The 13,931-nt window shown below is 70.3% G+C and carries 13 protein-coding genes; all 13 read right to left on the bottom strand.

What is annotated here, in order from left to right; all coding sequences use genetic code 11:
* Nucleotides 1-11: 11 nt before the first annotated feature.
* Nucleotides 12-836, bottom strand: coding sequence for a xanthine dehydrogenase family protein subunit M (locus OG898_RS24590; RefSeq protein WP_266959247.1), 825 nt, complete (start codon nucleotides 834-836; stop codon nucleotides 12-14).
* The gene (locus tag OG898_RS24585) at nucleotides 833-3,247 is read right to left on the bottom strand and encodes a xanthine dehydrogenase family protein molybdopterin-binding subunit (RefSeq protein WP_266959245.1); all 2,415 of its coding nucleotides are present in this window, start codon (nucleotides 3,245-3,247) and stop codon (nucleotides 833-835) included. The genes OG898_RS24590 and OG898_RS24585 overlap by 4 nt, the downstream gene beginning before the upstream one ends.
* Nucleotides 3,248-3,252: 5 nt before the next feature.
* Nucleotides 3,253-3,777: a (2Fe-2S)-binding protein gene (locus OG898_RS24580; RefSeq protein ID WP_250741384.1), complete on the bottom strand. Its 525-nt coding sequence runs from the start codon at nucleotides 3,775-3,777 to the stop codon at nucleotides 3,253-3,255.
* The gene (locus OG898_RS24575) at nucleotides 3,762-4,376 is read right to left on the bottom strand and encodes an NADPH-dependent F420 reductase (protein ID WP_266959243.1); all 615 of its coding nucleotides are present in this window, start codon (nucleotides 4,374-4,376) and stop codon (nucleotides 3,762-3,764) included. The genes OG898_RS24580 and OG898_RS24575 overlap by 16 nt, the downstream gene beginning before the upstream one ends.
* A 39-nt stretch (nucleotides 4,377-4,415) precedes the next feature.
* Nucleotides 4,416-5,900, bottom strand: a complete 1,485-nt coding sequence (locus OG898_RS24570) for an aldehyde dehydrogenase (RefSeq protein WP_250741380.1) — start codon at nucleotides 5,898-5,900, stop codon at nucleotides 4,416-4,418.
* Nucleotides 5,901-5,948: 48 nt separating this feature from the next.
* Complete coding sequence (locus tag OG898_RS24565; RefSeq protein WP_250741378.1) at nucleotides 5,949-6,689, bottom strand: type 1 glutamine amidotransferase domain-containing protein; 741 nt, start codon at nucleotides 6,687-6,689, stop codon at nucleotides 5,949-5,951.
* A gap of 88 nt (nucleotides 6,690-6,777) precedes the next feature.
* Nucleotides 6,778-7,533: a MinD/ParA family protein gene (locus tag OG898_RS24560; protein ID WP_250741376.1), complete on the bottom strand. Its 756-nt coding sequence runs from the start codon at nucleotides 7,531-7,533 to the stop codon at nucleotides 6,778-6,780.
* Entirely contained in the window at nucleotides 7,533-8,792 is a 1,260-nt protein-coding gene (locus OG898_RS24555; RefSeq protein ID WP_250741374.1) for a PP2C family protein-serine/threonine phosphatase, read from the bottom strand. Before OG898_RS24555 ends, OG898_RS24560 begins: the two co-directional genes overlap by 1 nt.
* A complete protein-coding gene (locus OG898_RS24550; RefSeq protein ID WP_250741372.1) occupies nucleotides 8,774-9,238 on the bottom strand; it encodes an anti-sigma regulatory factor in 465 nt (154 codons plus the stop codon). The genes OG898_RS24555 and OG898_RS24550 overlap by 19 nt, the downstream gene beginning before the upstream one ends.
* A 5-nt stretch (nucleotides 9,239-9,243) precedes the next feature.
* A complete protein-coding gene (locus OG898_RS24545) occupies nucleotides 9,244-9,555 on the bottom strand; it encodes an STAS domain-containing protein (protein ID WP_266959239.1) in 312 nt (103 codons plus the stop codon).
* A 24-nt stretch (nucleotides 9,556-9,579) separates the two neighbouring features.
* Entirely contained in the window at nucleotides 9,580-11,715 is a 2,136-nt protein-coding gene (gene glgX / locus OG898_RS24540) for a glycogen debranching protein GlgX (RefSeq protein ID WP_266959237.1), read from the bottom strand.
* Entirely contained in the window at nucleotides 11,712-12,074 is a 363-nt protein-coding gene (locus OG898_RS24535) for an STAS domain-containing protein (protein WP_250741367.1), read from the bottom strand. The genes glgX and OG898_RS24535 overlap by 4 nt, the downstream gene beginning before the upstream one ends.
* A gap of 36 nt (nucleotides 12,075-12,110) precedes the next feature.
* Nucleotides 12,111-13,931 carry an AGE family epimerase/isomerase gene (locus tag OG898_RS24530; RefSeq protein ID WP_266959234.1) on the bottom strand — a complete coding sequence of 607 codons (1,821 nt, stop codon included), beginning with the start codon at nucleotides 13,929-13,931 and terminating at the stop codon, nucleotides 12,111-12,113.

Raw genomic sequence — 13,931 nt, 5'->3', positions numbered from 1 at the left:
GTCGTGGACGGTCAGGCGGGTGCCTGCACGGCCCTCGTGAGCGCGCGGGCGGTGAGTACGCCCGCGAGGTGGCCGAGGTACTCGGCCGAGGTGCCGCGCCCCGGGACGAACAGCTCCCGGGGCTCGGCGCGGAAGGCCGCGAGCACGTTCTCGGTGGTGTACGGGCCCCCGCCGATGCGTTCCTCGACCCCGCGCAGCCGCAGTGCGCGGGCGGTGGCTCCGGTGACCGCGATGCGCGGCCCGTCGGGGGTGATCCGTACGGCGGCGGCGCAGACCGGGTAGCGGGTCGCCCGGTCGGCGGTCTTCTCGAAGGCGGCGGCACGGCCGCCGGCCGGGACGAGCAGGGCCGTGATGACGGTGCCCGCCGGGACGCCGGAGGCGGCCAGTTCCTCGGCGGTGACCGTCGACACCCCGCCGGGGCCGGCCAGTTCGGCCGTGACTCCGGCGGCCATGGCCGCGACGGGCAGGTCGGTGGCCCGGCCGGTGGCGGCGAGGTTGCCGCCCGCGGTGCCGAGGTTGCGGACCTGGGGGTCGCCGTTGGCGCGGGCCGCGGCGGCGAGTTCCGGCGCCTCGGCCAGCACCAGGGGGTCCGCGGCCAGTTCGGCCAGGGTGGTCAGCGCGCCGATCCGGATCCCCGCGGGTGTCCGCTCGATCCCCCGGAGCTCTTCGAGCCGGCGGAGGTCGACGAGCAGGGAGGCCCGGTCCTCGCCGGTGCGCAGACCGGGCAGCAGGCTCTGCCCGCCGGCCAGTACGCGGGCGCCGGGCCGGCCGGCCAGCAGGGTCAGGGCCTCGTCGAGGCCGACGGGGCGTACGTAGTCGAACTCGGCGAGGATCACTGGGATTCCCCTCTCAGGCGGCGCCAGACCTTCTCGGGGGTGACGGGCATGTCGATGTGCCGGACGCCCAGGTCGGACAGGGCGTCGACGACGGCGTTGACGACGGCCGCGGCGGGCGGCACGGTGGCGATCTCTCCCGCGCCCTTGGCTCCCAGCGGGTTGTGCGGGGTGGGCGTGGTGGTCTTGTCGAGGGTGAAGAAGGGTGCGTCGATGGCGCGCGGCAGCGCGTAGTGGCCCAGGTCCCGGCTGACGAGCCGACCGTCGGGGTCGTACTCCGCGTGCTCCATGAGGGCCTGGCCGAGGCCGTGCACGATGCTGCCCTCGATCTGGCCGAGGACGATCTTCGGATTGCCGATGTGGCCCGCGTCGTCGACGGCGGTGTAGGCCACCACCTCGGTCTCGCCGGTCAGTTCGTCGATCTCGACGACGGCGACGTGCGTCCCGAAGGGGTAGTTGAAGTCCGGCGGGTCGAAGTGGGTGGTCTCGTCGAGGGCGGGCTCGATCTCGGGCGGGAGCCCCCAGCCGTACCACATGGCCATCGCCAGTTCGGCGAAGGTCTTGGTGTTCTCGGTGTCGTCCTCGTGACCCTCTACGAAGACCTTGCCGTCCGCGTAGACGACCTTGTCCTCGGGGACGCCCAGGAAGACGGCCCCGGCCTTGACCAGCTTGCTCTTGATCTTCCGGGCGGTGAGGGCGATGGCCGGCGCGGCCATGCTGTAGGAGCGCGAGCCGTACGTGCCCTGACCGTACGGGGCCTTGAGCGTGTCGCCCTCGTACACCTGGACCTGCGAGGGGTCGATGCCGAGCTCGTCGGCGGCGACCTGCGCGAAGACGGTGCCGTGGCTCTGGCCGGTGGAGGCGGAGCCGACGGTGACGGTGACCTCGCCGGTCGGGTGGACGCGGATGTTCGCGCTCTCCCAGGTGCCGCCGAGCATGCCCTCCTTGGACATCCGGGTGGAGGGGCCGACCCCGCAGATCGCCACGTAGGAGGCGATGCCGACGCCGAGCCGTTTGCCGCGGGCGCGGGCCTCGGTCTTGCGGGCGGGCATGTCGGCGTAGCCCGAGAGCTCGATCGCCCGGTCGAAGTTGAGCTGGTAGTCGCCCGAGTCGTAGGTCCAGCCGAGGCCGTTGTCGTACGGGAACTTCTCCTTGGGCACCAGGTTCTTGCGGCGCACCGCCGCCGGGTCCATGCCGATCTCGGAGGCGTACCGGTCCACGAGCCGTTCCATCAGGAACGCGGCCTCGGCGCGCCCGCTGCCGCGCTGGGCGCCGAGCGGGACGGTGTTGGTGAAGGCGGCGTAGACCTCGCAGAAGGCGGCGTCGATGTCGTACATGCCGCTGATGGAGCGGCCCATCAGGGCGGTGGCGACGCCGGGGCCGATGGTGGAGGGGTAGGCGCCGAGGTTGGCGTAGCTCGTGCAGCGCACGGCGGTGATCCGGCCGTCGCGGGTGCCGGCCAGGGTCACGTGCTGGCGGTGGTCGCGGCCCTGGACGGTGGAGTTCATCAGCCCGGTGCGGGTGTCGACCCATTTCACGGGCCGGCCGAGCACCTTGGAGAGCAGCAGGACCAGCGGCATGTCGGGGTACAGGTACCCCTTGGTGCCGAAGCTGCCGCCGACGGTCGGGGCCACGACCCGGAGCTTGTTGAAGGGGATGCCGAGGACCAGCGCGGAGAGCAGGAAGCGGTGGTTGTGCGGGCCCTGGGTGGAGGCGTACAGCGTGTACTCGCCGGTGGCGGCGTTGTAGTCGCCGACCGCGCCGCGCGGCTCGATGGGGCTGTTGATGGTGCGCTGGTTGACGAGATCGAGCTCCACCGTGACCTCGGCCGCGGCGATGGCCGCGTCGGTGCGGTCCTTGTCGCCGCAGGTCCAGTACGCGTTCAGGTTGCCCGGGACGGCCTCGTGGAGCTGGGGAGCGCCTTCGGCGAGGGCCTCGTCGGCGCGGGTCACCACGGTCAGCGGCTCGTACTCGACGGAGATGGCGGCGAGCGCCGCGGCGGCCTGGCGCGGGGTCTCGGCGACGACCACGGCGATGGGGTCGCCGACGTGGCGCACGGTGTCGCCGGACAGCACCGGGCGGGAGCCGGGAAGTCCGTAGGGGTGGGGCGGGAAGTGGCTCTCGACCCCGCCGGGTATCCAGATGCAGGGCAGCGGCATGACGTCGGTGAAGTCGGCCGCGGTGGCCACCTTCAGCACGCCCGGCAGCTGCTCGGCGGCCTTCGTGTCGATGGAGAGGATCTTCGCGTGGGCGATCGGGCTGCCGAGGATCGCCATGTGGGCGGTGCCCGCCAGGTCGATGTCGCCCACGTACGTGGCCTCGCCGCGCAGGAGCTGCGGGTCCTCTCGGCTGTCCAGCGGCTGTCCGAGCAGGCCGTTGCCCTGGAGCGGGGTCTCCCCCGTGACTGCGGTCATCTCCCTCACCCCTCCTGTCCGGACGCGGCGGCGGTGGCCGGCTGCGCGGGCGCGTCCTCGCGGGCCGCGGAGCAGGCGCGCTGCACTCCTCGTACGACGCTGTGGTAGCCCGTGCAGCGGCACAGGTTCCCGGTGAGCCACTCGCGGATCTCGGGCTCGGTGGGCGCCTCGCGGTCAGAGGTGTTCTCGACCAGTTCGCCCAGGGCCATGACCATCCCGGGGGTGCAGAAGCCGCACTGGGTCCCGTGTTCCTGGCGCAAGGCCTCCTGGAGGCCGGTGAGTTCACCGCCGGGGGTGGTGACCCCCTCGATGGTGGTCACCGCGGAGCCGGCGGCTGCCGCGGTGAGGATCAGGCAGCTCTTGACGGAGCGGCCGTCGAGCCGGACGACGCAGGTTCCGCACTGGCCGGTGTCGCAGCCGACCTTGGTGCCGGTCAGTCCGAGGCCGTCGCGGAGCCGTTCCACGAGCAGTTCGTTCGGCTGCGCCGCGAACTGCTCGGGTCTTCCGTTGACGTTCAGTGAGAGGTCCATGCCAGCGCCTGCGCTTCCGTGAGCGGCCGGTTGAAGAGGGGCCCGCCGGGCTGCTGGAGAATTCCTCCGGAGTGCAGCGGACCGGTGTCCACGGGAGCGAATCCGAGATCCGTGATGATTCCCGCGACTATTTCTTTGGCTTTCCCGTCGTCACCCGCGGTGAAATGGGCCAGACGCGGGCCCGGCGCGGTGCCGGCGACGGCGAGCGTCTCGAAATGCATGGTGTTCAGGGATTTCACGATCCGGGTCCCCGGATACCAATCCGCGACGAGTTCGCTGGATCCCCGGCCGCCGAGATCCCTGGCGTTGCCCGGGCCGTCGAACGCGTTGGTGGCGTCCACCAGCACGGTGTCCCGTACGGCGTCCTGCGGCAGCAGCCCCTCGACGCCGTCGAACGGCACCATCAGGACGAGGACTTCGGACCGGGCCGCGGCCTCGGCGGGGTACGCCGCCGAGGCCGCGGGGCCCAGTTCGGCCAGCAGGGCCGCGAGGCTCTGCGGGCCCCGGGCGTTGGCGAGCACGACCTGGTGGTCCGCCGCCACGAGGATCCTGGCCAGGGTCGATCCGATCCGGCCCGTTCCGACGATGCCGATCCTCATGGGGGCTCCTCAGGTGGTCTCGGTGCGAGCGGGGGGACGTCAGTCCATTCCGATCCAGACCGACTTGGTCTGGGTGTAGCTCTCCAGGGACTCGGGGCCGCACTCGCGCCCGTAGCCGGAGGCCTTGTAGCCGCCGTAGGGCACGGCGGGGTCGTACTGGTTGTAGCAATTGACCCAGACGGTCCCGGCCTTGATCTGCGAGGCGACCCGGTGGGCGCGCCGCAGGTCCTTGGTGTGGACCCCGGCGGCGAGGCCGTACGCGCTGTCGTTGGCGATGCGTACGGCGTCCTCCTCGGTGTCGAAGGGGATGATCGACAGGACGGGTCCGAAGATCTCCTCCTGGGCGATCCGCATGCCGTTGTCCACGCCGGTGAAGATGGTCGGCAGGAAGTACAGGCCTTCGGAGGAGGCCCCTTCGGGGGTCCAGCCGGTGCCGCCGACGCGCAGGACGGCGCCTTCCTTCTCGCCGACCTCGATGTACGAGCTGACCTTGTCGAACTGCCCGCGGTGGGCGAGCGGTCCGAAGAGGGTGTCCGGGTCGCGCGGGTCTCCGGGCCGCAGCGCGGCTGCGCGGGCCACGAGCCGTTCGACCATCTCGTCGTGGATCGGGCGGTGCAGCAGCAGCCGGGAGCCGGCCGTGCAGATCTCGCCCTTGTTGTAGTAGATGCCGAAGAAGGCGAGTTCCTCGGCGGCGTCGAGGTCGGCGTCGGCGAAGACGATGTTGGCGGACTTGCCGCCGAGCTCCATCGTCACCTTCTTCAGGGTGCCGGCCGCCTTGCGGATGATCGACTGGCCCACGGAGGTGGACCCCGTGAAGGCGATCTTGTCGATGCCGGGGTGGCCGGTGAGGGTCTCACCCAGTTCCACGCCCGGACCGGTGATGACGTTCAGCACACCGTCCGGAATTTCCGCCTCCTGGAACAGCTCGGCGATCTTCAGGGCGGTGAGCGGGGTGGCGGGCGAGGGCTTGTGGACCACCGTGTTCCCGGCCGCGAGGGCCGGGGCGATCTTCGTCATCGACAGGAGCAGCGGGAAGTTGAAGGGGGTGATGGCGCAGACCACGCCCAGCGGTTCGCGCAGGGTGTACGCGAGCTGCCCGCCGGCCGGGGCCCGGGAGGAGCCGTCGACCCGGGTCACGGCTCCGGCGTAGTAGTGCATGAGCTGGGCGGCCATGGGGGCGTCGACCGTGGAGGAGAAGGCGAACGGCTTGCCCATGTCCACCGTCTCCAGCAGGGCGATCTCCTCCAGGTCGCGCTCGATGAGCTCCCCGACCCGGTTCAGCCGCAGCGCGCGCTCCTGGGCGGACAGTCTGCTCCAGGGACCTTCCTCGTACGCCGTACGGGCGGCGGCCACGGCCGCGTCCGCGTCCGCGGCGGCCGCCTGGGCCACCGGCACGATCTCCTGGCCGTCCACGGGGCTGATGTCCGGTTCGGTACGGCCGTCCCGGGCCGGGACCCAGGTGCCGCCGATGAACAGTTTCCCGGGGTTGGCCAAGGGCTGGTCGCTGAGCGCGCGCTTGGTCATGGCTGTGGCTGCCTTCCGGTTTCGGGAACGAGGGGCAGGGCGCTTCGGCTAGCCCTCGGCGAGCTGACGTAAGAACGTCTCCGCGAGGGCCTTGGAGGAGTAGGGGTTCTGGCCGGTGGTGAGCTTGCGGTCCACCACCACGTGCGAGTCCCAGATCGCGTCGGCCTTCTCGTAGCGGGCTCCGAGCCGGGTGAGTTCGGCCTCCAGGATCAGCGGGAGCCGGCCCGCCATGTTGGTGACGAGCTCCTCGCTGTGCGAGAAGGCGGTCATCCGGTAGCCCGCGAAGGGCCACTGGCCCTCGCCGTCGCGCAGGGCCAGCAGGGCGGTGTGTCCGTGGCAGACGGTGGCCAGGGGCTTGTCCTGCGCGATGGCCCAGCGCAGGATCTGCGCGAGCTCGTCGGACTTGGGCAGGTCGCCGATGGCCCCGTGGCCGCCGCTGATGTAGATGCCGTCGTAGTCGGCGATGTCCTTCTCGCCCAGGGTCTCCAGGGCGATCGGGTTCCTCAGCTGCGGGGTGTTCTCTATGACGCGGCTGTACTCCAGGGCGCTGGCCGTGTCCGTGTCGGCGGAGCCCTGGGGGCGGACCCACTGGAGGAACTGGGGGTCGATGCTGGTCGCGTCGACCGTCGGGGTCTGCCCCCCGATCGTGGCCACGTCCACGGTGTGGCCGGCATTCTTGAAGAGGGTGTAGGGAACGGCGAATTCCTCGGCCCAGAAACCCGAGGGGTGTTGTTCCCCGTCCAGCAGATGAAGCGTGGCCTTGGCCGTCATGACGACGAGAATCTTCATGACTCTTCTCCTTCTTCCGGATGTTCCGGCTGCGCTGGATTCGCTGCCGATTCAACACGCCCCCCGCTAGGGGCGTAAGGGGGAGACGTCAGGCACGCGATACTTCGTCACGTGCGTCCAACGCCGAGATGATGGTGCGGAATTCACCGACCAGGGGGTGGTCGGGATGGGCTTCGGAGAATATGCGCTCCCCGTAGAGCGCGGCCATTTCCGGAACATAGGGCAGGATTCCGGCCAGCGGGGTGCGGTAGACCTCCTCGGCCCGGCGACGGGCCGCCTGCCGGTCGATGCCCTCGGGCGCCATGCTCATCACCAGGGTCCGCCGGCAGGCGAGCCGGCCGGTCAGGGCGATGGTCTCCTCGACGCCGAGGAGGTCGATCCGGTCGGCCCGGGCCATGATCAGCAGGACGTCGGCGCTGGCCATCGCCGTGACCGACTCGTTGTTGAGCCCGGCATGGGTGTCGAGCAGCAGGACGTCCAGGGCGTGGTGCAGGGCCAGCCGGTCGAAGCCCTCGGGCAGCAGCCCCACGTCGTAGCCGGTGGTCATGAGCTCCCGGAGGGCCGCCGTCCCGGTCCGCGCCGGTACGACGTACAGGCTCCCGCGGCCGCAGCCCGTGACGACCTCCTGGGCGGCGGCCTCGATCTCGCACCGGCCGAGCAGGTAGTCGGCGAGCGAGGGACCGGGGCCGAGCCGGAAGAGCAGGTCCAGGGTGGGCGACTGGATGTCCGTGTCGATCACCCCCACCCGGCGTCCCTCGGCCGCGAGGAGCAGGGCCAGGTTCGCCAGCACCGAGGACTTTCCGGTTCCGCCGCGGTACGAGTGCACCACGATGGTCCGGGCCATCAGGCCACGACCTGGCAATCGGCGCCGCCCGCGTGCGGCCCCCGCGCCGCGCGTGGCCGGTGCAGGGCCAGCATGGTGACGTCGTCGTGCTGTTCGGCCGTTCCGGTGTGTTCGCGTACCGCCGTGTCCATGCGCTGGACCACCTCCCTGCCGCTCACCGGAGGACCGGAGAGCAGCTGCAGCATCCGCTCGTCGCCGAGGAAGCCGCCGCTGGGGCAGCGCGCCTCGGGCACTCCGTCGGTGAACACGAAGAGCGTGTCGCCCGGGTTCAACTGGGCGTAGCCGAGCGTGTACACACAGTCCGGGAGCACCCCGACGGCAGGGCCGGTCACCTCCAGGGTGCGCGGCTCGCCACCGTCGGCGTCCAGCAGCAGCGGCGGGTTGTGGCCGCCGTTGATGTAGACGAGGGAGCCGGTGAGCGGGTCGAGCACCCCGAAGAAGAGGGTGGCGAAGTAGCCCTGCCGCAGGTGGTTGCGGGTCAGGTAGCCGTTGGTGGCGGTGACCGCGTTGAGCAGCGGCGTGGCCCCCACCACGGGGATGCGCCGGCTGTTGCCGGTGCGGCCGGCGGCCACCAGGTGCTGGAGGCCGCTGTTCTCGGCGGTGTGCCGCAGCAGGGAGCGGATGAGCGCCATGAAGAGCGCGGCTCCGACCCCCTTGTCGCAGACGTCGGCCACGATGAAGGCCAGGCGCCTGCCGCGGGAGAGCTCGAAGACGTCGTAGAAGTCCCCGGCGACCTGCCGGGCGGGCCGGAAGCACACGTCGATCTCCCAGCCCTCGGGGACCGGCAGTGACTCCGGCAGGAAGCCGGCCTGGATCTCGCGGCCGATCTCCAACTCCTTCTCGTATCCCATGAGTTCGGCGCGGGCATCGGCTTCGCGCAGGGTGCGGCCGAGTCCGGCGCGCTCCGAGCAGCTGTGCAGCCGGGCCCCGACGAGGGCGGGCAGGAAGGGGGGCACGAGGTAGTCGTGCCCGATCCGGACGTGTTCCTCCAGGGCGGCGAACTCCGTCACGGTCCAGACGACCACGATGGGGGCGCCGGCCCAGCGGCGCAGCCGTCGCACGGCGGTCCGTACGGACTCCCCGTCGGCCTGGGCCGGGGCGAGCAGCACGTCCGCTTCAGGCAGCTCCTCCAGTGGGCCGGCCAGCAGCTCGGCCAGCGTGCGCGGGACGAGTTCCGCACCCATCTCCCCCAGTGCTCCGAGGAGTTCGAGGGGTGGTGGCGGGTACTCGTCGAGGATGATCACGGTCGTGGAGGGCATGGGTCCGTCCCCTCAGCCATCACAGTCAGCGTGCTGATGTTGCGGCCGTCCCTGCGTACGTAGTCGAACTCGTCCACGCTGGTCAGTGCGAGGTGGATGCCGAGTCCGCCGATCCGCCGCCGCTCGGGAGCGGTGTGCGGCTCGGGCGGCAGTCGCCCCTGGACGGGGTCGAAGGCCGGGGCACGGTCCTCGATGGAGATCCGCACCCGGCCCGGCCCGGAGCGGCCCCGGACGGTGATCCGTCCGTCGCCGCCCCGGTACCCGTGCATCACGATGTTGGTGGCCAGCTCGTCCACCGCCAGCCGGATCCGGTACGAGGCGCCCTTGCCCAGTCCCGCGCTCCCGGCCAGCCGCAGGACCAGCGCGGCGATGTCGCCCAGTGCCCCCAGGGTGGCGGGCACTTCCAGCTCGGCGGACATCCTCGCCGTCTTGACGGCCTCGTCCATCGGACTCAGTCGTCGGAGAGCACGATGCTGCGGTCGAGTCCGGCCGTCCGGATGGTCCGGGACACGGGCTCGATGGCGCCGACCACCTTGATGGTGACGTGCTCCCCCACCTTCTGCTGGGCGAAGACCAGGGAGCGCAGTCCGGCGCTGGCCATGTAGCCGACGCCGGCCATGCGGATCTCGACGGTGCTGGTGCCGTGGCCGGCTGCCTTCTCGATGGTCTGGTGGAAGTCCGGCGCGGTCTTGGCGTCCAGTTCGCCCTCCAGCTCGATCACGGTGGTGTCGCCCTCGACGCTCAGGGACACGGAAAGCGGCATGTCAGGTCTCCTTCGGTACGGGGGCTAGAGCTCGGCGTCGGGCGTGCGGCCGACCAGGATCACGACCGAGCGCGGACCGATCAGGTACTTCCCGGCGTTCTCCAGTTCGAGTTCGGCGCCGGGGGTGCGGATGTCGTACGGGGCCTCGGCGCCGGTGTCCGCGAAGAGGTGCCAGCTGCGGCCGCCCGGAAGGGCGGGCAGTTCCAGGTCGTGCGCTTCCCAGTGGGAGTTCATGGCCGCGTAGACCACGTCGTCGTCACCGGTGCCGCAGCGGGCGACCGCCAGCAGCCGGCTCTCCGCCGACCAGTCGGGCTGCCAGGCCCGCTCCCCGTGCCAGCTGATGTCGGGCAGCCCGAGGGTGTCCCGGAGCTGTCCGGTGGGGTGCGAGGTGGAGCGCAGCTCGCGGTGGCGCTTGCGGAAGGCGATCATCTCCCGGGTGAACCTGAGCAGTTCGGAGTTCTCGTCGACCTGGGTCCAGTCGAACCAGGACAGTTCGTTGTCCTGGCAGTACGTGTTGTTGTTGCCCTGCTGGGTGCGCGCCACCTCGTCGCCGGACAGCAGCATCGGGATGCCCTGGCTGGTGAAGAGGATGGCCAGGGCGTTCTTCATCTGGCGCAGCCGCAGCGCGTTGACCTCGGGATCGTCGGTCGGTCCCTCGGCCCCGCAGTTCCAGCTCGCGTTGTCGTTGCCGCCGTCGTTGTTGCCCTCGCCGTTGGCCTCGTTGTGCTTGTCGTTGTACGAGACCAGGTCGGCCAGGCTGAAACCGTCGTGCGCGGTCAGGAAGTTGACCGATGCCGAGGTCCCGCGGCTGGAGTAGAGGTCGGGCGAGCCGGCGATGCGGGTGGCGAGTTCCCCGGTGATCCCGGGGTCGCCCTTGAGGAAGCTGCGCACGGTGTCGCGGTACTTGCCGTTCCACTCCGCCCAGCGGCCGTACGCCGGGAAGTTGCCGACCTCGTAGAGGCCGCCGGCGTCCCAGGCCTCGGCGATGAGCTTGGTGTGCCGCAGCACCGGGTCGTAGGCGAGCAGTTCCAGCAGCGGCGGGTTGGGCAGCGGGGTGCCGTCCGGGGAGCGGCCGAGGATGGCCGCGAGGTCGAAGCGGAAACCGTCGATGTGGTAGTCCGCGACCCAGTGGCGCAGGCAGTCGAGGACGAAGTTGCGCACGACGGGGTGGTTGCAGTTGACGGTGTTGCCGGTGCCGCTGAAGTTGAAGTAGTACCCCTCGGGCGTGAGCATGTAGTACGTGGCGTTGTCGAGCCCCTTGAAGGAGATGGTGGGGCCCTGCTCGTTGCCCTCGGCCGTGTGGTTGAAGACGACGTCGAGGATGACCTCGATGCCGGCCGCGTGCAGGTCCTTGATCAGGGTGCGGAACTCGTCGCCCTGCATGCCGTACCGTCCGGTGGCCGCGTAGCCGGCCTTGGGGGCGAAGAAGGAGACGGTGTTGTAGCCCCAGTAGTCGAAGAGCTGCTCGCCCGTCTCCGGGTTGGTGCGCGGGTTGTCGCTCTCGTCGAACTCGAACACCGGCAGCAGCTCGATGCAGTTGATCCCGAGCTCCTTCAGGTACGGGATCTTCTCCCGCAGCCCCGCGAAGGTGCCGGGGGCGGTGACCTGCGAGGAGGGGTGCCGGGTGAAGCCGCGCACGTGGGTCTCGTACACGACGAGGTCCTCGGCGGGGATGCCCAGCGGGGTGTCGTCGCCCCAGTCGAAGTCCTGGAGGCAGACGCGGGAGCGGTACTGGTAGCCGCGGCTGCGGTCCGGCTCCACGCCCCACACGTCGCGGCCGGCGATCAGCCGGGCGTACGGGTCGGAGAGCACCTGGCGGGCGTCGAAGCGGTGGCCGGTGACGGGGTCGTAGGGTCCGTCGGCCCGGTAGCCGTACTCGATGTTCTCGTGGTCGAGGCCGAAGACCGTCATGGCGAAGACGCTGCCGGTGCGGAATTCCTGGGGGAACTCCAGCTCGGCCATCGGCTCGGGCTCTCCGCGCTGGTAGATGACCAGGGTCATGGAGGTGGCCTGGTCGGAGAAGACGGAGAAGCTGACCCCGCCGGGGACCACGTTGGCCCCGAAGGGGAACGGTTTGCCGGCGCGGACGCGGTACCCGCCCACCTCGTGGGTCGGGTACGCGTCGACGCGCAGCACCTGTTCGGACGCCGGCTCGCTCATCGCGCGGCCTTCGCGGCCGTCTTGGCGGCGGCCTTGGCGGCGGCCGCCTCGGCCTCGCCGGTGGAGAAGAAGTCGAGGAAGCCGGTGGCCGACATGACGAACCGGACTTCCTCGCTCACCCCGTAGAGGGTGACGGCGACCCCGGCGTGCTGGGCCTCGCGGTAGACGACGAGCAGGGTGCGCAGCCCGGCGCTGGAGACGTAGGTGACGGCCGTCAGGTCGATGCGCAGCGGCCTGCCCTCGCGGACCAGCGGCAGCAGCGTCTGCAGCAGCGATCCGGAGGTCTCACTGTTGATCTCGCCGGTGGCGACGAGTACGGTGCCCGCCTTGTTGCGGCGTTCCTTCACGTTCAGGGTCATTGCTTTCCCCTCTGAGTGGGGCGCCCCCGTTGAGCGCTACTGGGCGGTCGGGCGCAGCCGGACCTTGACCTTGACCCGGCCCTGGACGTCGGGCAGCCGGACGGTGAGTCCGTCGGCGTCGAAGTCCGTGTACGGCTTCTCGTCGATCTCGACGGACGCGATCCGCACCGAGCCGGCGGGGAGCAGGTCGGGCGAGACGCGCAGCACGCGTTCGGGCAGGTTCGTCGGGTCGGGCTGGAAGTGGAAGTCCATCTCCCGGCCGTTGATGAGCAGGTTGTTGTAGACGGCGGACAGGTAGCAGAGCTCCGCCGAGTGGTACATGGACATCGAGTGGCTGCCCTTGAGCCGCTCGGTCCCGAGCAGGTACGGGGTCCCGCTCGCCAGGACGTTGAAGTAGACGGCTCCCTCGTCGTGGTCGAGGAAGAAGGTGTTGTAGAAGGCCTCCGCCTGGCGGGCCTCGCGCAGGAAGCCGTCACCGCCGACGGTGCCGTTGAGGATGAGGTAGGCGAGGATCGCCTGCTCCTGCTGCCACCAGGCCTTGCGGTCGTGCCAGGCGAAACGATACGTCTCCTCGTCGCCCGACTTGACGCGCTCGACCACGTCGTACCAGCCGCCGCGCTGCACGTCGCTGCCGACGGCCGGCATGATCTCGCCGATCTTGCGGGCGAGCTCCTCGTAGGCCGGCTTGGCCTTCAGCGAGTTCATCCGCATCAGGTTCCAGGCGATCTTGAGGTTGTGGCCGACGACCGCGCGGTTCTGCTGCCAGCTGTGCGCGGTGTCGTGGGACCAGTCGCGGAAGAAGCGCTCCTGCACGAAGGGGCTGTTCTTGTAGTCCGGGAACTTGTCCGCGATCGTGTCGAAGGTGTACTCGAGGAAGTCCGCGTAGCGCTGCTCCCCGGTCGCGAGGTACAGGTTGATCAGGTACGCGGGGGCGTGGTCGCCGACCGAGTTCCAGTTCTTGCGCTCCGCGTTCTCCCCGAGGGACTCGTGGTCGGCGCTGAAGAGGATCGGGTCGATGTGCGAGTAGTAGCCGCCCTGCTCCGGGTCCTTGAAGAACTTGTCGAACAGCCGGATGGTGGCGTCCGCGTCGTTCTTGATCCGGATGTCGCCGGTGACCCGGTAGGTCTGGATCGGGCCGGCCAGCGCGTAGATCTGCTCGTACATCGGGATCGCGTCGTAGTCGTCGGAGAACTCCGAGGTGAACAGCTTGCGTTCGCTGTCCCCGTCGACGCTGATGCCGTGGTACCAGAAGACCACGTCCTCCTCGCTGTCCACGACGCGCATGTGCTTGCGCAGGTACTCGGTGCCGCGCTCGGCGACCTCCAGGTAGTCGTCCTTGCCGGTCAGCAGGTAGGCCGAGGCCATGCCGTAGACCAGGCGGGAGATCGTGTCGGTCTCCTGGACGTGGCTGGCGGTCTTGTCACCGCCGAGCCGGATCTCCGTGCGGTACTCGGTGAAGTCCACCGGCCCGTCGCCGAACTGCGCCCGCTTGTAGAAGTCGGCCAGCGACTCGATCTGCTTGATCCACCAGCTGGGCTCCTCGAAGCGGTAGTCCTCGGCCCCGCGGCCCAGGAACACCAGGCGCTTGGCCTCGAAGCGGCCGCCCTGCTCGGGGTAGTGGACCCCGTAGACGTAGAGGAACCGTCCCGGCGAGAGCATCTCGTCGATGTGCCCGGAGGCGTCGATGTACGGCTCGTCCAGGTTGCGGACCAGCTCGGCGCTGGGGTCCCCGGCCAGGGAGACGTCGAACTCGCGGCCGTCCGAGGTCTTCAGCCGCAGCAGCCGGGACCCGGAGTCGAAGCGGCTGACGTAGCCGGCGATCGTGTCGGAGAAGGAGAAGCTCACGGCGTCCGCCAT

This window comes from Streptomyces sp. NBC_00193, assembly GCF_026342735.1.
GTDB lineage: Bacteria > Actinomycetota > Actinomycetes > Streptomycetales > Streptomycetaceae > Streptomyces > Streptomyces stoeckheimensis.
This window is presented reverse-complemented; position numbering and strand designations above follow the sequence as displayed.